A 19,405-nucleotide genomic window follows, 5' to 3' on the forward strand; every position below is an offset into this window, starting at 1 on the left:
CAGGCAGATGTCGCCATCATAGAGTACCAGTGATTGGCCGGGGGTGACGGCGCGCTGGGGCTCATCGAACACCACTTCCACGCCGCCGTCGGCGCGGGTGCTCATGCGGCAGGGCACGTCGCTCTGGCGGTAGCGGGTCTTGGCGGTGAAGCGCCCCTCGCGGGCCGGCGGCTCGCCGGCGACCCAGGCCATGGCCTCGGTGACCAGCGAGTCGGTGTAGAGCAGCGGGTGGTGCTTGCCCTGCACGGCGATCAGCACGTTGCGCTCGAGGTCCTTGGCGGCCACGTACCAGGGCGCCTCCGGGTGGTTGGCCAGCCCGCCGATGCCGAGCCCCTGGCGCTGGCCCAGGGTGTAGTACATGAGGCCCATGTGCTCGCCGATCACTTCGCCCTCGGGTGTCTCGATCACGCCCGGCTTTGCCGGCAGGTACTGCTGCAGGAAATCGCGGAAGCGGCGCTCACCGATGAAGCAGATGCCGGTGGAATCCTTCTTGCGCGCGGTCACCAGGTCGTGACGCTCGGCGATGGCGCGAACCTCGGGCTTCTCCAGCTCGCCTACCGGGAAAAGGGTGCGGGCGATGGCGGCCTCGGGCACGGCGTGCAGGAAGTAGCTCTGATCCTTGTTGGCATCGAGCCCCTTGAGAAGCCGCGGTCTCAGGAGGCCGTCGGTAGGGCCGCGGACCTGCCCTTGACGAACATAGTGCCCGGTGGCGATCTTCTCGGCGCCGAGCAGCTCGGCGTACTCCAGGAACACCTTGAACTTGATCTCGCGGTTACAGAGGATGTCCGGGTTGGGCGTGCGCCCGGCCTTGTACTCGGCCAGGAAGTGCTCGAAGACGTTGTCCCAGTACTCGGCGGCGAAGTTGGCGGTGTGCAGCTTGATGCCGAGCCTGTCGCACACGGCCTCGGCGTCGGCCAGGTCGGCCTTGGCGGTGCAGTACTCGGTGCCGTCGTCCTCGTCCCAGTTCTTCATGAACAGGCCCTCCACCTCGTACCCCTGCTCCAGCAGCAGCAGGGCGGAGACGGAGGAGTCGACGCCGCCGGACATGCCGACGATCACCTTGCCTGGGGTGGCGGTCATGGGCGCCCTCGGAAGTGGTGGATCACAAATGGCGAAGAATTATACCCGAAAGCGAGGCGTGGCTCGAAACTTCGCCCGGAGCCATCGTCGCGGCCGCTAATTGACCGGCCGGCCAGTTAGCGCTATCTTCAGTCACCATGACGACACCGACGACGACCCGAGACCCCGAACTGACCCGCGCCCGCATCCTCGACGCGGCGGAGGCGCTGTTCGTGGCGCAGGGTTTCTCCAGCGTGACCATGAGCCAGCTGGCCAAGGCGGCAGAGGTGACCAAGAGCTTGATCCATCACCACTTCGGCAGCAAGGAGCAACTGTGGGGGGTGGTCAAGGATCGAGCCTTCGAGCGCTACTTCGCGGCCCAGATGGCGTTGTTCGAGGAGGCCGGCGAGCCGGATGCGCTGCTGTTGCGACGCTCTGTGGAAGCCTATTTCCACTTCCTGCGGGACAACCCCGGTGTGGTGCGGCTATTCGCCTGGACCCATCTGGAGGGGGACAATCACTGCAGCGAGCTCGATAACCAGCTCGTCGGGGCGGGCGCCGAGTGGATTCGCCAGACCCAGTTGCGTGGTTTGTTGCGCGACGATCTCAATCCCACTCATATCATCGGGGTCTTCGTGATGAGCTGCACTCAGTGGTTCGAGGCCAAGTGTCATCACCAGCACTGGCCAGGCATGGGCTCCGACGAGGCGTTCCTTGAGGACTTTCTCAAGATCTTCATGGAAGGCGTAACGCCGCGAGGGTGAGCGTTTTTTTACTCGACTAACTGACCGGTCGGCCAGTTCATGGGGTGGCTGGCGGGAGGGAAGCGATGAGAAGGGTGAAGGGTGCAAGCCTCGCGGTGTCCCTGATGCTGTCGGCGGCCCTGCTGGGGGGGTGCGGTGACACCCCGGCGTCGATCGAGCGTGCCGAGGTGCCGCTGCCCAGCGTGCGCAGCGAAACGGTGCGGCTGGAGCCGGACGAGATGAGCCAGCGCTTTCCCGGCACGGTGCGAGCCAGCGAGCGCGCGGCGCCCGCCTTCCTGCATGGGGGCGTCCTGCGTGAGCGCCAGGTGGTGCGGGGCCAGCGGGTCGAGCGGGGGGAGCCGCTGGCCACCCTGCACAACCCGGCCATGGCGCCGACGCTTGCCGCGGCCGAGGCGCGGGTGCGTGAACTGGACGCCGGCCTGAGTCGGTTGGGGCGCGACGTGGAGCGTGCCCGCACCCTGCGCGAGCGCAACCTGAGTGCCGAAGAGGAGCTGGATCGGTTGCGCGCGGAGCGTGAGGCCCTGGCCCAGGCGCGTGAGCAGGCCCTGGCACGGCGCGACGAGGCCCGGGCCCAGCTCGAGGAGCTGACGCTGCGGGCGCCTTTCGCCGCCGAGGTGACCGACCTGGACGTCGAGCCCGGCGACTTCGTCGCCGCCGGTCAGCCGATCCTGCAGTTGGCTGGGGTGGCCGGGCGTGAGGTGGAAATCCGGGTGCCGGCGCACCTTGCCGCACGGCTCGAACCCGGGCAGACGGCAAGCGTCGCGCCGACGTTCGACGCCCAGCGCATCGTCGGGGAGGTCGTCCATATCGGACGGGCGGGAGAGACCCTGGCGCCGATCATCGTCAGCATTCCCACCGAGTCCGCCCCGGCGCTGGGCGAGCCGGTGCGGGTCCGGCTCGAGATCGCCGCGCCGCCGGTCATGCGGGTGCCGCTGGCGGCGGTGGTCGACCCCGCCGGCAGCGCGCCCTATGTGCTGGCGCTGAACGACGACGACACGATTCGGCGTGCGCCCGTGACGCCGGGGCGCCTGGCCGGCGGCTGGGTGTCGGTGAACGGCGAGGGGCTGGCGCCGGGCGACCGGGTGGTGACGGCAGGGCAGGGGCGCCTGGAAGCGGGCATGCGGGTGAGGGTGTTGCCATGAGCTGGCTGCTCGCCTCGCTGCGCTACCAACGCTTGATCCTGACCGTCACGCTGCTGCTGGCCCTACTGGGCCTGACGGCCTGGGTGGCGATGGACCGACAGGAGGACCCGTTCTTCCCCTACCGCTTCGGCCAAGTGCTGGTGCCCTATCCCGGCGCAGAGCCGGAGCAGGTCGAGCGGCTGGTGCTCAACCCCCTCGAAGAGGAGCTGGCCCAGGTCGAGGAGATCAACGACATCATCGGTACCGCGCGCCTCGGCGTGGCCCACGTCACCCTCGAGATGCACGAGCACGTCTACGATACCGATGCCGCCTGGGAGCAGGTGCGTATCGCCGTGAACCGGGCCGCTCGCCAGTTCCCCGACGGCGTGGGAGAGGCGGAGATCAGCGATCGCGACTCCGATACCCACGCCGTCGTGCTGGCGGTGACCGGCTCGGACGATCTGCTCGAGCTGCGCGAGGCGGCCAAGCGCCTGCGCCGCGATCTGTTCCGGCTCAAGGAGATCGCCCGCATCGACCTGCTCGCCGACCCGGGCCAGCAGGTGGTGGTCGGCTGGGACGATACGCTGGCCGAGATGACCGGCTTGGACGCCCGGGCGCTCGGCGATCAGCTCGCCGCGCGCAACCTGACCTCCCCCGGCGGCACCCTGGCGGTGGCGGGGCGCTCCCTGGTGCTCGACCCGCTCACCGAGTTCGGTTCGCTGGAGGAGCTCGCCGCCACCCCGATCCGCACCCGGCAGGGCGAGCTGGTGCCGCTTGGCGAGCTTGCCGACGTCAGCCTGGCGCCGCAGGAGCCCGCCACCGCGCGCATGTGGCACGACGGCCGCCCGGCGGTGGCGCTGGGGGTGGTGCTCTCCAACGACCGGGTCAACGCCGTTCGCTTCGGCGAGCGGCTGCGCGCGCTGGTGGAGGAGCGCCGTCCCGCCTACGCCCCGCTCGCCATCGAGGAGACCTTCTACCAGCCGCACTGGGTCGAGCAGCGGTTGGCGGAGCTCGGCTTCTCGCTGCTGCTGGGGGTCGCCATTCTGGGCGTGCTGCTGTTCCTGGTCATGGGCTTGCGGCTGGGGCTCGCGGTGATGGTGATCGTGCCGCTGGTGACCTTTTCCTCGCTGGCCCTGTACGCCATGGGCGGCGGCGTGCTGCACCAGATCGCCGTGGCCGGCATGGTGATCGCGCTGGGCATGCTGGTGGACAACGCCATCGTGATGGTCGAGAACATCCAGTACCACCGCGACCAGGGGCGTTCGGCCATGCAGGCCGTGACTCGCTCGGTGCGGGAGCTGGCCACCCCCCTGCTGGCGGCCACCGGCACCACGCTGGCCGCCTTCGTGCCGCTGCTGCTCTCCAGTGGCAACACCGCCGACTTCACCCGCGCCATTCCCATCATGGTGATGCTGACCCTGGCGGTGAGCTACCTCTATGCCGTGTTCGTCACCCCGGTGTTCGCCGCCGGCATCCTCGAGCCCCGGCTGGCGGTACGCCGCGAGCGGCTGCAGGCCGTCGGCCGGCGTGTCGGTTGGGTCGCCGTGCGCTGGCCGCTGGCGGTGCTGGCGGGGGCGGGCGTTCTGCTGGTAGCGGCCATCGCCATGCTGCCGCTGCTCGATCACGACTTCTTCCCCGACACCGATCGCAACCAGCTCGTGGTCGACCTCAACTTCCCCGAGGGCACTCATCTCGACTACACCGCCCATCGGGCCGAGGGGCTGGCCGCCGAGCTGGCCGCGCGACCGACGGTGCAGGCGGTGCACCGCTTCGTCGGCTTCAGCGGGCCGCGCTTCTACTACAACCTGGTCGAGCAGCCGCGCCAGTCGCATCTGGCGCGGCTAGTGGTGGAGGCCGACGGCGCCGACGACCTGCCCGCGCTGATGGCCTGGGTGAGGGCCGTGGCGCCGGAGTGGCTGCCCGAGGCCGAGGTGGTGGCGCGCCGGCTGGGGCAGGGGCCGCCGCTGGAGGCACCGGTGGAGATCCGCGTGTTCGGAGAGGAGCGCGTTGCCCTGGCCGATGCCGCGGGAGCGATTCTCGGCGTGGTGCGGGAGGCCGAGGGCGCCCGGGATGCGCGGCATCGCCTGGGGGAAGGGCTGGCGACCCTGAGGGTCGAGACCGACGATGCCCGCGCCGCCGAATACGGCCTCTCGCGACACAACGTGGCCGGCGCCCTGGCCGGTGCCAGTCGCGGGATCGAGGTCAGTGCCTGGCGGGCCGGCCGCGATCCCGCGCCGCTGCTGGTGCGTGCGCCGGAGGGCGAGCGTTTCTCCCTCGAGGGGCTCGAAGGGCTGCGCCTGACCGCGGCCGACGGGCGTTCGCTACCGCTCGGCGAGATCGCCACCCTGGCGCCCGCCTGGCGGCCGGCGGTGATCCAGCATCGCGGCCTGCAGCGCATGACCGCGGTACTGGCCGAGGTGGCGGATGGCTGGACCTACGACGGCGTGCTGGACGAGATCCTGCCGCGTCTGGCGGCCCTCGAGCTGCCGCCCGGGGTCCGCTACAGCGTCGGTGGTGCGGCGGAATCCGCCGGGGATGCCAATACCGCCCTGTTCCGGACGCTGCCCTTCGGCGGGCTGCTGCTGGTGGTCTTCCTGCTCGCCCAGTTCAACTCCTTCCGCCAGCTCTTCATCGTGCTGGCCACGCTGCCGCTGGCGATCGTCGGCGTGGTGCCGGGGCTGTGGCTCACCGGCCAGCCCTTCGGCTTCACCGCCATGCTCGGCGTGGTGGCGCTGGTCGGCATCGTGGTCAACAACGCCATCGTGCTGATCGACTTGATGAACGCCAACCGGCGCCAGGGCGAGTCGGTGAGCGAGGCCGTGGTCTCGGCGGTGGCCCGGCGCACGCGGCCGGTACTGCTCACCACGGCGACCACCGTGGCCGGCCTGGTGCCGCTGACCCTGACCCAGTCGACGCTATGGCCGCCCATGGCCTGGGCGATCATCTCAGGCCTGCTCGCCTCGACCCTGCTGACCCTGGTGGTGATCCCGGCCCTCTACCGGCTGCTGATGGGTGTGCGCCCTCAGCGCTCGTGAAGGGCGTCCAGCGGATAGAACCGCCCGGCGAGGACGTCGCGAATGCGGCGCAGCACCAGCGGGCTGCGCAGCCGGCCCTCGCGCTCCAGCCCCTCGAGCTGCTCCAGGGTGAGCCAGTGCACGGCCTGGATCGCCGGGTCCAGTTCGCTGCCCAGATGGGCGAGCGCCATGCCGGAAAACCCGTGGCTATGGAAGGTGAGACCCTCCGCCGTGGTATAGACGTAGAGCCCCAGGTAGTCGGGCAGGGCGACCTGCCAGGCGGTCTCCTCGCGTACCTCGCGCAGGGCGGCGTCGCGGATCCGCTCGCCGGGCTCCAGATGGCCGGCGGGCTGGTTGAAGAGCGTCTCGGGGCCGCCGCGGTCCTCCTCCACCATCAGGAAGGCGCCGGCACGCTCCACCACGCTGGCCACGGTGACATAGGGGGTCCAGCGACTCATCGGCGGCCTCCGGGTTTCTTCTTGTCAGGGCGTCCGTCCGGGCGCGGCTGGCGCCGGGCGGCCGGCGGCGGTGGCGGTGGCGTCGGGGCATGCAGCGTCTCGCAGCGCCACTCGCCCGGGGCCAGGCCGTCGAGCCGCCAGGGGCCGATGGCCACGCGCACCAGGCGCAGGGTGGGGTGGCCGACGTGGGCGGTCATCCGCCTGACCTGGCGGTTGCGCCCCTCGCTGATCGTCAGCTCCAGCCAGGTGGTGACCGGGTGGCGCCGGGGGTCCAGCGGCGGCTCGCGCTCGGTCAGGCCGCTCGCCGCGAGGCGGCGCACCTTGGCCGGGCGGGTCAGGCCGTCCTTCAGTTGCACTCCGCGACGCAGCGCCTCCAGGGCTGTTTCATCGGGATTGCCCTCCACCTGCACACGATAGGTCTTGGGCTGCTTGTGGCGGGGATGGCTGATGCGGTGGATCAGCTCGCCGTCGTCGCAGAGCAGCAGCAGGCCCTCGGAGTCATGGTCGAGGCGGCCGGCGGGGTAGATGCCCGGCACGTCGAGGACGTCGGCCAGGGTGGCGCGACGCTCGCCGCCGGCGCCCGTCCGGTCGGTGAACTGGGACAGCATGCGGTAGGGCTTGTGCAGCAGGTAGAGGGTGCTCATGGGGACAAGCTTACCGGCAAGCCGGGCGGGATGGCAGGGGGTGGGCGCGCGTCAGCCTTATTGCGCATACGCCGAGGCGAGGGGGCTGGTATAATGCGCACGCTCGCCGGAAGCGCCCTCGTCGTTCCGGGGCCTGTCGAGACTCCGCCGCCGGGTCGATGCCAAGCGCCTTCGCGCCGGATCGCCACCCGGGTGGCGCACGCAGGGCCCCCGTTCCAGACATCCTGAGCGCGCGCAACCGATCCCGTTTCTTGCTATCGCAGCGACCAGAGAGATCAACGCCGACATGTCAAACACGCCGAAGATTATCTACACGTTCACCGACGAAGCGCCTGCGCTGGCGACCCATTCGCTGCTGCCGATCATCGACGCCTTCACGGACGCCGCCGGCATCGACGTGGAGACCCGGGACATCTCCCTGGCGGCTCGGATCCTCTCCCAGTTCCCCGATTACCTGAGCGACGAGCAGCGCGTCGAGGACCACCTGGCCGAACTGGGCGCCCTGGCCAAGACGCCGGAAGCCAACATCATCAAGCTGCCCAATATCAGCGCCTCCATGCCGCAGCTTCGCGCGGCGATCAAGGAGCTGCAGGGGCAGGGCTACCCGCTGCCGGACTACCCGGACGAGCCGAGCAGCGACGAAGAGAAGGAGATCCAGGCGCGCTACGACAGGGTCAAGGGGAGTGCCGTCAACCCGGTGCTGCGCGAGGGTAACTCCGACCGCCGCGCCCCCAGGGCCGTCAAGGAGTACGCGCGCAAGTATCCGCACCACATGGGAGAGTGGAGCCAGGCCTCCCGCACCCACGTCTCGCACATGCACGGCGGTGACTTCTACCACGGCGAGAAGTCGATGACCCTGGATCGCGCCCGCAACGTGAAGATGGAGCTGATCACCGCCAGCGGCGAGACCCGGGTGCTCAAGCCACGGGTCGAACTGCAGGACGGTGAGATCATCGACAGCATGTTCATGAGCAGGAAGGCGCTGCTCGCCTTCTACGAGCGGGAGATCGAGGATGCCCGCGAGACCGGCGTGATGTTCTCCCTGCACGTCAAGGCGACGATGATGAAGGTCTCGCACCCGATCGTCTTCGGCCACTGCGTACGGATCTTCTACAAGGAGGCCTTCGAGAAGCACGGCAAGCTGTTCGAGGAGCTGGGGGTCGACGTCAACAACGGCATGGCCAATCTCTACGAGAAGATCGACACCCTGCCCGAGACCCAGCGCGAGGAGATCATTCGCGACCTGCACGCCTGCCATGACCAGCGCCCGGAGCTGGCCATGGTGGATTCGGCCCGCGGCATCACCAACTTCCACTCGCCCAGCGACGTGATCGTCGACGCCTCGATGCCGGCCATGATTCGCGCCGGCGGCAAGATGTACGGCGCCGACGGCCGCCTTAAGGACGTCAAGGCGGTGATGCCGGAGTCCACCTTCGCGCGCATCTACCAGGAGATGATCAACTTCTGCAAGTGGTACGGCGCCTTCGACCCCGCCACCATGGGCACCGTGCCCAACGTCGGCCTGATGGCGCAGAAGGCGGAGGAGTACGGCTCCCACGACAAGACCTTCGAGGTGCCGGAGGGCGGCGTGGCCAACATCACCGACCTGGACAGCGGCGAGGTGCTGCTCTCCCAGAACGTAGAGCGGGGCGATATCTGGCGGATGTGTCAGGTCAAGGACGCGCCGATCCGCGACTGGGTCAAGCTCGCCGTGGAGCGCTGCCGCGATTCCGGCAGGCCGGCGGTGTTCTGGCTCGACCCCTACCGCCCCCACGAGAACGAGCTGATCAAGAAGGTCCGGACCTACCTCCAGGATCATGACACCAGCGGCCTGGACATCCAGATCATGTCCCAGGTGCGCGCCATGCGCTACACCCTGGAGCGGGTAATCCGCGGCCTCGACACCATCTCGGTGACCGGCAACATCCTGCGCGACTACCTCACCGACCTCTTCCCGATCCTGGAGCTGGGCACCAGCGCCAAGATGCTCTCCATCGTGCCCCTGATGGAGGGTGGCGGCCTGTTCGAGACCGGCGCCGGCGGCTCCGCGCCCAAGCACGTGCAACAGCTCCTCGAGGAGAACCACCTGCGCTGGGACAGCCTCGGCGAGTTCCTGGCCATGACCGCCTCCCTGGAGCACCTCGCCAAGCGCTATGACAATGCCCGCGCCACGCTGCTGGCGGACGCCCTGGACAAGGCCATCGGCCAGTTCCTCGAGTCCAACAAGTCGCCCTCGCGCAAGGTCGGCGAGCTGGACAACCGGGGCAGCCACTTCTATCTGGCCCTCTACTGGGCCCAGGCGCTGGCCACCCAGGATGACGACGCCGACCTCAAGGCGCTGTTCGGCCGCCTGGCCGAGACCCTGGCGGCCAAGGAGGCGACCATCCTCGAGGAGATGAATGGCGTGCAGGGGCAGCCGGTGGACCTCAAGGGGTACTACCATGCCGACCCCGAGCTGGCCCGCTCGGTCATGCGTCCCAGCAAGACCCTGAACGAGGCCCTGGAGATGGTCGCCCGGGGGTGATCGCCCGGGTGGTCTCTCCGGCCCCGTCCGCCGCTCGGCGGGCGGGGCCTTTCGGTTGAGGGGCTGTTATGGGCCGGGTGGGTGGACGATGCTATAATTCGCGCTCCACTGAACAGTTCAGACAGGGGAGTTCTCAATGGGTTTCCAGAAGATTGTGGTCCCTGAAGGCGGCCAGAAGATCACCGTCAACGCCGACAACACCCTGAACGTGCCCAACAACCCGATCATCCCCTTCATCGAGGGTGACGGCATCGGCGTCGACGTGACGCCGGCGATGAAGATCGCCATCGATGCGGCCGTGCAGAAGGCCTACAACGGCGAGCGCAAGATTCACTGGATGGAGATCTATGCCGGCGAGAAGGCCACCCAGGTCTATGACGCCGACACCTGGCTGCCGGACGAGACCCTGGAGGCCGTCAAGGAATACGTGGTCTCCATCAAGGGCCCGCTGACCACGCCGGTGGGCGGCGGCATCCGCTCCCTGAACGTGGCGCTGCGCCAGAAGCTCGACCTCTACACTTGCCTGCGCCCGGTGCGCTGGTTCCAGGGCGTGCCGAGCCCGGTCAAGAACCCGGCCGACGTGGACATGGTGATCTTCCGCGAGAACTCCGAGGACATCTACGCCGGCATCGAGTGGAAGGCCGGCACCCCGGAAGCCGACAAGCTGATCAGGTTCCTCCGCGAGGAGATGGGCGTCAACAATATCCGCTTCCCGGAGAACTGTGGCATCGGCGTCAAGCCGGTCTCCGTGGAGGGCACCAAGCGGCTGGTGCGCCAGGCCCTGCAGTACGCCGTGGACAACGACCGTGCGTCGGTGACCCTGGTGCACAAGGGCAATATCATGAAGTTCACCGAGGGCGCCTTCAAGGATTGGGGCTACGAGCTGGCCCGCGAGGAGTTCGGTGCCGAGCCGCTCGACGGCGGCCCCTGGATGACCTTCAAGAACCCCAGGAGCGGCAGGGACATCGTGGTCAAGGACGTCATCGCCGACGCCATGCTGCAGCAGATCCTGCTGCGTCCGGCCGAGTATGACGTCATCGCGACCCTGAACCTCAACGGTGACTACCTTTCCGACGCCCTGGCGGCGGAGGTGGGCGGGATCGGTATCGCGCCGGGCGCCAACCTGTCCGACGCCGTGGGCATGTTCGAGGCCACCCACGGCACCGCGCCGAAGTACGCCGGCCAGGACAAGGTCAACCCCGGCTCGCTGATTCTTTCCGCCGAGATGATGCTGCGCCACATGGGCTGGACCGAGGCCGCCGACCTGGTGCTCAAGGGCATGGAAAAGGCCATCTCCAAGGGCGAGGTCACCTATGACTTCGAGCGCCTGATGGACAACGCCACGCTCCTGAAGTGCTCCGAGTTCGGCCAGGCCGTCGCCGATAACATGTAAGGCGCCCCTCGACGGCCGGCCCCCGTCCGCCGCAGGCGGGCGGGGGCCTTTGCGTCAAGGATGCCCGATGAACCCTGCCGGCGCCCTGGCGTCCAAACACGGTTGATAACCTCGATGGTGCCGGCTTGTCGAGACGGATGATGGCTCTTATGTTCGAGAAAGCGATAAGGTGCGGCATGACCCGCCCCCCGGGAACCGAAGAGGAGGGCGACCTGGCGGTGCAGAGCGCCGACCCGGAGGTGGCGCGCCCGCCGATGTACAAGGTGGTGTTGCACAACGACGACTTCACCCCCATGGAGTTCGTGGTGGAGGTCCTGCTGACCTTCTTCCACATGGACAGCGAGACCGCGGTGCAGGTGATGCTGACGGTGCATACCCAGGGCAAGGCCACCTGTGGCATCTTCACTCGCGACATTGCGGAAACCAAAAGCCATCAGGTCAATCAATACGCTAGAGAGTGTCAACATCCGCTGCTCTCGGATATCGAGGCCACGGATTGATTCCCCGGACATGGTCGCGACGGGCGGTTGCCGCTAGCCGTTGGCAACGAGGCTTGCAACGGCGGCGTTTGTGCCCGATGTTGATGATGCCGGACCATGAAAGATCCGACGCAAAGCCCTGAGCGGCAAGAAGGGGACTGCCATGCTGAGCAAAGAACTTGAACTCACCCTGAACACGGCCTTCACCGTGGCGCGCTCCAAGCGGCACGAGTTCATGACCGTGGAGCACCTGCTGCTGGCTCTGCTGGACAACGCCTCCGCGGCGGACGTGCTGCGTGCCTGCGGGGCCAACCTCGACAAGCTGCGGTCTGATCTGCAGGATTTCATCAATTCGACCACGCCGCTGATTCCCGAGGATCAGGGCGATCGCGAGACCCAGCCGACCCTGGGCTTCCAGCGCGTGCTGCAGCGGGCGGTCTTTCACGTGCAGTCCTCCGGCAAGAGTGAGGTCACGGGAGCCAATGTGCTGGTGGCGATCTTCTCCGAGCAGGAGAGCCAGGCGGTCTACTTCCTCAAGCAGCAGAACGTCGCTCGGGTCGATGCCGTCAACTACATTGCCCACGGCATCTCCAAGGTCGCCGGGCACGGCCAACACCCCTCGTCCTCCCCGTCGGAGTCCGAGGAGAGCGAGGAGGGGGGCAGCGAAAACGGCGCCAACCCGCTCACCGGCTATGCCACCAACCTCAACGAGCAGGCCCGCATGGGCAAGATCGATCCGCTGATCGGCCGTGAGCACGAGCTGGAGCGGGTGGTGCAGATCCTCGCTCGGCGGCGCAAGAACAACCCGCTGCTGGTCGGCGAGGCCGGGGTGGGCAAGACCGCCATCGCCGAGGGCCTGGCCAAGCGCATCGTCGAGGAGGATGTCCCCGAGGTGATCGGCGATGCCGTGGTCTACTCCCTGGACATGGGGGCGCTGCTGGCCGGCACCAAGTATCGGGGCGACTTCGAGAAACGCCTCAAGAGCCTGCTCGCCGAGCTGCGCAAGCAGCCCCACGCCATCCTGTTCATCGACGAGATCCACACCGTGATCGGCGCCGGTGCCGCCTCGGGCGGCGTCATGGACGCTTCCAACCTGCTCAAGCCGCTGCTCTCCTCCGGTGAGCTGCGCTGCATCGGCTCCACCACCTTCCACGAGTACCGCGGCATCTTCGAGAAGGACCGCGCCCTGGCCCGACGCTTCCAGAAGGTCGACGTGCCGGCCCCCTCGGTGGATGACACCATCCGCATCCTCAAGGGGCTGCGCTCGCGCTTCGAGGAGCACCACCAGCTCAAGTACACCGATGCGGCGCTGGAGAGCGCGGCGCGCCTGGCGGACCGCTACATCAACGATCGCCACCTGCCCGACAAGGCCATCGATGTGATCGACGAGGCCGGCGCCCACCAGCGCCTGCTGCCGCCGGAGATGCGGGTCGACACCATCGACACCGACCAGGTCGAGGCGGTGGTGGCCTCCATCGCGCGGATTCCGCCGAAGAGCGTCTCCAGCTCCGACCGCAAGCTGCTCGCGAACCTCGACCGCGACCTCAAGATGCTGGTGTTCGGCCAGGACGAGGCGATCGACGGCCTGTCGGCGGCCATCAAGCTGTCGCGTGCCGGCCTCAAGGCGCCGGACAAGCCGGTGGGCAGCTTCCTGTTCGCCGGCCCCACCGGGGTCGGCAAGACCGAGGTGGCCCGCCAGCTGTCGCGGATCATGGGCATCGAGCTGGTGCGCTTCGACATGTCGGAGTACATGGAGCGGCACACGGTGTCGCGCCTGATCGGGGCGCCGCCGGGCTACGTGGGCTACGACCAGGGTGGGCTGCTGACCGAGGCGATCACCAAGCACCCCCACTGCGTGCTGCTGCTCGACGAGATCGAGAAGGCCCACCCGGAAGTCTTCAACCTGCTGCTGCAGGTGATGGACCACGGCCGCCTGACCGACAACAACGGCCGCGAGGCGGACTTCCGCCACGTGATCCTGATCATGACCTCCAACGCCGGGGTCGAGCAGGCGACCCGACGCTCCATCGGCTTCCAGCATCAGGATCACTCCACCGACGCCATGGAGGTGATCCGCAAGACCTTCTCCCCGGAGTTCCGCAACCGGCTGGACGGGATCATCCAGTTCCACTCACTGCCCACCTCGGTGGTGCGCAGCGTGGTGGACAAGTTCCTGGTGGAGCTCCAGGCGCAGCTCGACGAGAAGCGCGTGCAGCTGGACGTCGACCTGGCCGCCCGGGACTGGCTGGCCGAGAAGGGCTACGACCCCGATATGGGGGCCCGCCCCATGGCGCGCCTGATTCAGGAGAAGCTCAAGAAGCCGCTGGCCGAGATGATCCTGTTCGGCGAGCTCTCGGAGCATGGCGGCGTGGTGCATGTCAGCGTCGAGGAGGGCGAGCTGCACCTCTCCACGGAGGCGGAGCTGGCCGACGCGCCCTGACGGGCATCGTCGTGACACCCTGGCATAGCGCCCTGTCTTCGGACGGGGCGTTGTCGTTCGGGAGGTGGCAGGTGTGACGGCCCCGGGCAGGCAGCCAGGCTACCGAAGGGGCGTGTCGTGGGGCTCGACCGCCGGGGTCAGCGGGAGCGGTAGACGATGCGACCCTTGGTCAGGTCGTAGGGCGTCAGCTCGACCTTGACCTTGTCGCCGGTGAGGATGCGGATGTAGTTCTTGCGCATCTTGCCGGAGATATGGGCGGTCACCACGTGGCCGTTCTCGAGTTCGACGCGGAAGGTGGTGTTGGGAAGGGTATCGACGACGACGCCTTCCATTTCGATATGGTCTTCGCGTGCCATATAGGCGGTTCCTCGCTGATGGACATGACGCTCGGCAGGGCGCTGCCGCCCTGAAAGAATAGCGCGATATTGTGCCGCATGCCGGCCGACATGGCAAAGCATAGCCGCCAACGGCGGCGCTCAGGCGGGAATCAGCCGCCGCCAGTGGCGACCGTCGAGCAGCTCCAGCGGCTGGAAGGCCTCCTTGTAGGCCATCTTGCGGCATTCGCGGATCCAGTAGCCCAGGTAGACGTGGGGCAGGCCCCGGCGACGGGCCTGCTCGACCAGGGTGAGGACAGCGAAGGTGCCCAGGGAGCGGCGCTCCAGGGCGGGGTCGGAGTCGAAGAAGGTATAGATGGCGGAGAGGCCGTGTTCGAGCTGGTCATAGGCGGCGACCGCCACCAGTCGGTCGCCGAGCCGGAACTCCAGCAGCCTTGCATACTCCTGGTCGAGGGTCAGGAAGGTGCGGTACTGCTCGTGGCTCGGTGGGTACATGTCGCCATCGGCATGCCGGGTGCGGATGTAGTGGGCGTAGAGGCGGTAGTGCTCCGGGTCGAAGATGGCCGGGCGCAGGTGCAGGGTCAGGTCGGCGTTGCGCCTGGCCAGGCGGCGCTGGCTGCGGTTGGGGGCGAACTCCCCCACCGGGATACGGACCGACAGGCAGGCGTTGCACCCCTCGCAGTGGGGGCGATAGAGGTGGCGCCCGCTGCGCCGAAAGCCGAGCAGGGCCAGGGCATCGTAGACCCCCTGCCCCGGAGACTCCTGGGGATCCAGGAACAGGGTCGTGGCCTCGCGCCCGGCCAGGTAGCTGCAGGCGTGGGGAACGGTGAGGAAGAAGCGCAGATCCCGGACGGGGTGGCGTGGGGCGTTGCTGCTCACGACGGCTCTCTCCGGCTCCTGGTGACGGTCACTGGTTCTTGCCCCGAAGCTCGCTCACGGCAGCGAAGGACCAGCAGGCGGGCGAGAAGCCGGCGCCGGGAGGCTCCACCTCCGGGGACTTCCCCAGCCACTTCTCAAGATAGCCGATGAACTCGGCGCGGGCGATGTCCCGGGCCCCGAGGCTGGCCAGGTGGGCGGTGTGCATCTGGCAGTCGATCAGCCGTCCGCCCTCCGCCTCCATGGCCCGGGCCAGCTGCACCAGGGCCACCTTGGAGGCGTCCGCCACGCGCGAGAACATCGACTCGCCGAAGAACACCGGCCCCAGGGCCACGCCGTAGAGGCCGCCCACCAGCCGCTCATCCTGCCACACCTCGACGGAGTGGGCGGCACCCAGGGCATGCAGGCGAGCGTAGGCGGCCTGCATCTCGTCGGTGATCCAGGTGCCGGACCGGGTGGGGCGGGGCGCGGCGCAGGCCGCCACCACGGCCGCGAAGGCGCGGTCGGCGGTGACCCCAAAGCCGCCGTTGCGCAGCCGCTTGGCCAGGCTGCGGCGGAGGCGGATCTCGCCCGGGAAGAGTACCATGCGAGGGTCCGGGCTCCACCACAGCAGCGGCTGGTCGTCGCTGTACCAAGGGAAGATGCCGCGGCGGTAGGCGGCCAGCAGCCAGTCTGGGCTCAGGTCGCCCCCGGCGGCCAGCAGGCCGTCGGGATCGCGAAAAGCCTGCTCCACGGGCGGGAACTCGACGGGGTGGGGCGGCAGCCAGGGCAGCATCGGTGGGCATCCAGATATTCGGGAAGGCCAGTGTGACGCCCACGGCGGTGCGGCTCAAGACGTGAGTCCCCACTGTGATGGGCGAGCCTGGCTCGGTATGATTGGCGCCACGAAATCGGAAGACGCCAGCGGTGGCGCAAGGGGGATGACCACTTGAGTGTCAACAAGAAGTCCTCGCCGCGTCGAGTGAGCGCGGCCCAGGCCAGGGAGTCGGCAAGGCGTTTCGGACTGAAGCTTCAGGGCTCCGCGCGGGAGGGCGTGGCCATCCTGCTGCTGGCCGGCTGCGTGTTCCTGCTGCTGGCCCTGTTCAGCTTCCAGCCCGATGATCCGGGCTGGTCTCGCAGCGGTCCCGAGACCAGCGTGGCCAACTGGATGGGTCCGGTCGGCGCCTGGCTTGCCGACGTGCTCTATTCCCTGTTCGGCGCCAGTGCGCTGTGGTGGCCGGGTATGCTGGGCTTCGCCGCCTGGCGGCTGCTGCGGGCCCGGCAGGACGTTCACCTTGAGTGGGATGCCACGGCGCTGGCGGTGCGCGGCGGCGGTCTCGTCCTGCTGCTGCTGGGCACCACCACCCTGGGAGCACTGCACTTCTATCGTCCCCCCGCGGAGACCGTGCTGCCCTACTCCTCGGGGGGCATCCTGGGTGAGGGGCTGGTGGGTGCCCTGGTGCCCATGGTGGGCTCGGGGGGCGCCGGCCTGCTGGCGCTGGCCGCCCTGCTGTGCGGCCTGCCGCTGTTGACGGGCATGTCCTGGCTTTCGGTGATTGACGAACTCGGTTACCGCGCCATGCGACTGTGGGGCTGGCTGGCCAACCGCTTCGCCTTCACCCGCGAGCCGCGCGTCGACGGGGCCGATCCGGCGGTGGCCGAGGAGGCCGCCGAAGCGCCGGCAGCGCGCGAATCGGGCGAGGGCAAGCCCCCCCGGCAGCGCTGGTGGCAGCGCCTGTGGCCCGGCCGCGCGCGTGAGCCAGAGGCCGCCGCCGAGCTGGCGACACGCCGGGAGCCCGGCTTCGGTGACGACGGCGAGACCACGATCCCCTGGGAGGTGCCCGAGCAGACGCCCTCGGCGAAGCAGGCGGGTGCCGCCTATACCGATCGTCAATCCGCGGAGGCGCCGTCGTCGCCCGCTGCCCGCCGTGAGCCGTCGCCGGGTGCTGGCACCGCTGGAGCGACCGTTGCCCACGCCACGACCGGGCCGGCGGCCCGCGTCGCGGTCGAGACGGCCGTTGCCGAAGGTGCCGGTGCTGCCAGCCGTCACGCCCCGGCCCCCTCGTCTCCGCGGCCCGCCAGCCCCGAGGCCCCTGCGCCTGCCTCGAGGCCTGAGGCCTCGCCCCGGCGGGTGCCGGAGACGGTGCCCGAGCCTCTGCTGCCCGAGGACGACGAACCGGCCCCCGCCTGGAGCGGTCCTTCGCTGCGCGCCAGCCGACATGAGGCACCGGAGGCCGCCGAGCCATCCGCGAGGCTGCCCGATGATGGCGCCGCGTCCACGACACCCTCGCCCGAGGCCGCCGCGCCCGCACGGGCCACGCCACCGGCCGAGCCCGAGACGCCCCCTGCTCGCGCCTCATCCGGGGCCTCGCCGCACCCGCTGCGCGAGAGCGGTCGTCGCGAGCCTGGCCTGGTGGCGTGGCAGGAGGTCGACTGGGATGAGGTGGATGAAGACGAGCCGAGGCTCTCCTGGGACGAGCCCGGCGAGCCCCAGGAGACCCCGGCGTCGGCACAGCTCGGGGAGATGGCCCGGTCCGGAGACCCGGTTCCCTCCGTGCGACAGGGTCTGTCGCCGGCGACGCCACCGCCGGACGCAGGCAAGTCCGCCCTGCTGCAGCCCCCGGAGCCCGAGGAGGCCCCGGGGGAGGAGGCGCCCGAGGCACCGCGCCTGGCCACCGCCGAGCAGGCCCGGGAGGCCGCCGACGAGGCAGGCATGCGGCTGTGGACGGTCGAGCATCTGCAGAACCAGCGCCCGGTGCTGGACGACATGCCGGAGCCGGAGGGCGAGCTGCCCAGCCTGCGGCTGCTTACCCCGCCGGCCCCCCAGCAGCAGAACTACACTGCCGAGCAGCTGGCCGAGATGGCCGAGCTGCTCGAGGTGCGGCTGCGCGAGTACGGGGTCAAGGCCGAGGTGGTGGACACCTGGCCGGGGCCGGTGATCACGCGCTTCGAGATCAAGCCCGCGGCCGGGGTGAAGGTCTCCAAGATCAGCAACCTGGCCAAGGACCTGGCGCGTTCGCTGATGGTCAAGAGCGTGCGCGTGGTGGAGGTGATTCCGGGCCGCCCCACGGTGGGCATCGAGATCCCGAACCCGCATCGGGCGATGATCCGCCTGCGCGAGGTGATCGACTCCGATCGCTACCAGCAGGCCGAGTCGGCTCTGACCCTGGCGCTGGGCCAGGATATCGGCGGCGGCCCGGTGGTGGCCAACCTGGGCAAGATGCCCCACCTGCTGGTGGCTGGTACCACCGGTTCGGGCAAGTCGGTGGGGGTCAATGCCATGCTGATTTCCATGCTGCTCAAGGCCACGCCCCAGGAGCTGCGCCTGATCATGGTCGACCCCAAGATGCTGGAGCTCTCCGTCTATGACGGCATCCCGCACCTGCTGGCGCCGGTGGTCACCGACATGAAGGAGGCCGCCAACGCCCTGCGCTGGTGCGTGGCCGAGATGGAGCGGCGTTACAAGCTGATGGCCGCCATGGGCGTGCGCAACATCGCCGGCTTCAATGCCAAGCTCGACGAGGCGGACCAGGCCGGTGCCCAGGTCGCCGACCCGCTGTGGGAGCCCCAGCCCTGGGAGATGCACCAGACCCCGCCGGTGCTCGAGAAGCTGCCCTATATCGTGGTGGTGATCGACGAGTTTGCCGACATGTTCATGATCGTCGGCAAGAAGGTCGAGGAGCTGATCGCGCGCCTGGCCCAGAAGGCCCGGGCGGCCGGTATCCACCTGATACTCGCCACCCAGCGCCCCTCGGTGGACGTGGTGACCGGCCTGATCAAGGCCAACGTACCGACCCGCATGGCCTTCCAGGTCTCCTCCCGGGTCGATTCGCGCACCATCCTCGACCAGGGGGGCGCCGAGAACCTGCTGGGCCACGGCGACATGCTCTACCTGCCGGCGGGCTCGGGGATGCCGACCCGGGTCCACGGTGCCTTCGTCGACGACGACGAGGTGCACCGGGTGGTAGAGGACTGGAAGCGCCGCGGCGAGCCGGAGTACATCGACGAGATCCTCTCCGGCGGGGACTCCGCCGACGCCTTGACCGGCCTCGAGGCCGAGGGGGGCGGCGATGGCGACGACGCCGAACAGGATGCCCTCTACGACGAGGCGGTGCAGTTCGTGACCGACTCGCGTCGCGCCTCCATCTCGGCGGTACAGCGCCGCTTCAAGATCGGCTACAACCGCGCCGCCCGGCTGGTCGAGGCCATGGAGATGGCCGGCGTGGTCTCCACCATGGGCGCCAACGGGTCCCGCGAGGTGCTGGCGCCGCCCTCGGTGGGCGACTAGCGACAGCGACCACGCGTCTGCCACCGACACG

At 69.0% G+C, this 19,405-nt stretch carries 14 protein-coding genes; 8 read left to right on the forward strand and 6 right to left on the reverse strand.

The window, feature by feature from the left end; genetic code table 11:
• Positions 1–1,080, reverse strand: a 1,080-nt coding sequence (gene mnmA / locus J5F18_RS08250) for a tRNA 2-thiouridine(34) synthase MnmA (protein ID WP_346301785.1), incomplete at its 3' end; no start/stop codon positions are given.
• A 137-nt stretch (positions 1,081–1,217) separates the two neighbouring features.
• Here mnmA and J5F18_RS08255 point away from each other — a divergent pair.
• From J5F18_RS08255 to J5F18_RS08265, 3 genes are all read left to right on the forward strand, one after another.
• On the forward strand, positions 1,218–1,823 hold the full coding sequence (locus J5F18_RS08255; protein ID WP_346301786.1) for a TetR/AcrR family transcriptional regulator: 606 nt from the start codon (positions 1,218–1,220) through the stop codon (positions 1,821–1,823).
• Positions 1,824–1,888: 65 nt separating this feature from the next.
• On the forward strand, positions 1,889–2,965 hold the full coding sequence (locus J5F18_RS08260; protein ID WP_346301787.1) for an efflux RND transporter periplasmic adaptor subunit: 1,077 nt from the start codon (positions 1,889–1,891) through the stop codon (positions 2,963–2,965).
• Positions 2,962–5,979: an efflux RND transporter permease subunit gene (locus tag J5F18_RS08265; RefSeq protein WP_346301788.1), complete on the forward strand. Its 3,018-nt coding sequence runs from the start codon at positions 2,962–2,964 to the stop codon at positions 5,977–5,979. Before J5F18_RS08260 ends, J5F18_RS08265 begins: the two co-directional genes overlap by 4 nt.
• Here J5F18_RS08265 and J5F18_RS08270 read toward each other — a convergent pair.
• On the reverse strand, positions 5,967–6,416 hold the full coding sequence (locus J5F18_RS08270; protein WP_346301789.1) for an NUDIX domain-containing protein: 450 nt from the start codon (positions 6,414–6,416) through the stop codon (positions 5,967–5,969). The genes J5F18_RS08265 and J5F18_RS08270 overlap by 13 nt on opposite strands.
• On the reverse strand, positions 6,413–7,060 hold the full coding sequence (locus tag J5F18_RS08275) for a pseudouridine synthase (RefSeq protein WP_346301790.1): 648 nt from the start codon (positions 7,058–7,060) through the stop codon (positions 6,413–6,415). The genes J5F18_RS08270 and J5F18_RS08275 overlap by 4 nt, the downstream gene beginning before the upstream one ends.
• A 286-nt stretch (positions 7,061–7,346) precedes the next feature.
• On the opposite strand from J5F18_RS08275, the gene J5F18_RS08280 reads away from it, so the two are divergent.
• From J5F18_RS08280 to clpA, 4 genes are all read left to right on the forward strand, one after another.
• Positions 7,347–9,584: an NADP-dependent isocitrate dehydrogenase gene (locus tag J5F18_RS08280; protein ID WP_346301791.1), complete on the forward strand. Its 2,238-nt coding sequence runs from the start codon at positions 7,347–7,349 to the stop codon at positions 9,582–9,584.
• A 136-nt stretch (positions 9,585–9,720) separates the two neighbouring features.
• Complete coding sequence (gene icd, locus J5F18_RS08285) at positions 9,721–10,977, forward strand: NADP-dependent isocitrate dehydrogenase (protein WP_346301792.1); 1,257 nt, start codon at positions 9,721–9,723, stop codon at positions 10,975–10,977.
• A 176-nt stretch (positions 10,978–11,153) separates the two neighbouring features.
• Complete coding sequence (gene clpS / locus J5F18_RS08290; RefSeq protein WP_346301793.1) at positions 11,154–11,477, forward strand: ATP-dependent Clp protease adapter ClpS; 324 nt, start codon at positions 11,154–11,156, stop codon at positions 11,475–11,477.
• A gap of 142 nt (positions 11,478–11,619) precedes the next feature.
• Positions 11,620–13,896: an ATP-dependent Clp protease ATP-binding subunit ClpA gene (clpA, locus tag J5F18_RS08295; protein ID WP_346301794.1), complete on the forward strand. Its 2,277-nt coding sequence runs from the start codon at positions 11,620–11,622 to the stop codon at positions 13,894–13,896.
• A gap of 137 nt (positions 13,897–14,033) precedes the next feature.
• On the opposite strand, the gene infA is transcribed toward clpA, so the two are convergent.
• The 3 genes from infA to aat all read right to left on the reverse strand — a co-directional run bounded on the left by infA (position 14,034) and on the right by aat (position 15,882).
• A complete protein-coding gene (infA, locus tag J5F18_RS08300; RefSeq protein WP_010627817.1) occupies positions 14,034–14,252 on the reverse strand; it encodes a translation initiation factor IF-1 in 219 nt (72 codons plus the stop codon).
• 120 nt (positions 14,253–14,372) lie between these two features.
• Positions 14,373–15,110, reverse strand: coding sequence for an arginyltransferase (locus J5F18_RS08305; RefSeq protein ID WP_346301795.1), 738 nt, complete (start codon positions 15,108–15,110; stop codon positions 14,373–14,375).
• A gap of 28 nt (positions 15,111–15,138) precedes the next feature.
• Positions 15,139–15,882, reverse strand: coding sequence for a leucyl/phenylalanyl-tRNA--protein transferase (aat, locus tag J5F18_RS08310; RefSeq protein ID WP_346301796.1), 744 nt, complete (start codon positions 15,880–15,882; stop codon positions 15,139–15,141).
• 153 nt (positions 15,883–16,035) lie between these two features.
• Here aat and J5F18_RS08315 point away from each other — a divergent pair, with 153 nt between their 5' ends.
• Positions 16,036–19,374: a DNA translocase FtsK 4TM domain-containing protein gene (locus J5F18_RS08315; protein ID WP_346301797.1), complete on the forward strand. Its 3,339-nt coding sequence runs from the start codon at positions 16,036–16,038 to the stop codon at positions 19,372–19,374.
• Positions 19,375–19,405: the final 31 nt, after the last annotated feature.

The organism is Halomonas sp. BM-2019, assembly GCF_017584085.1.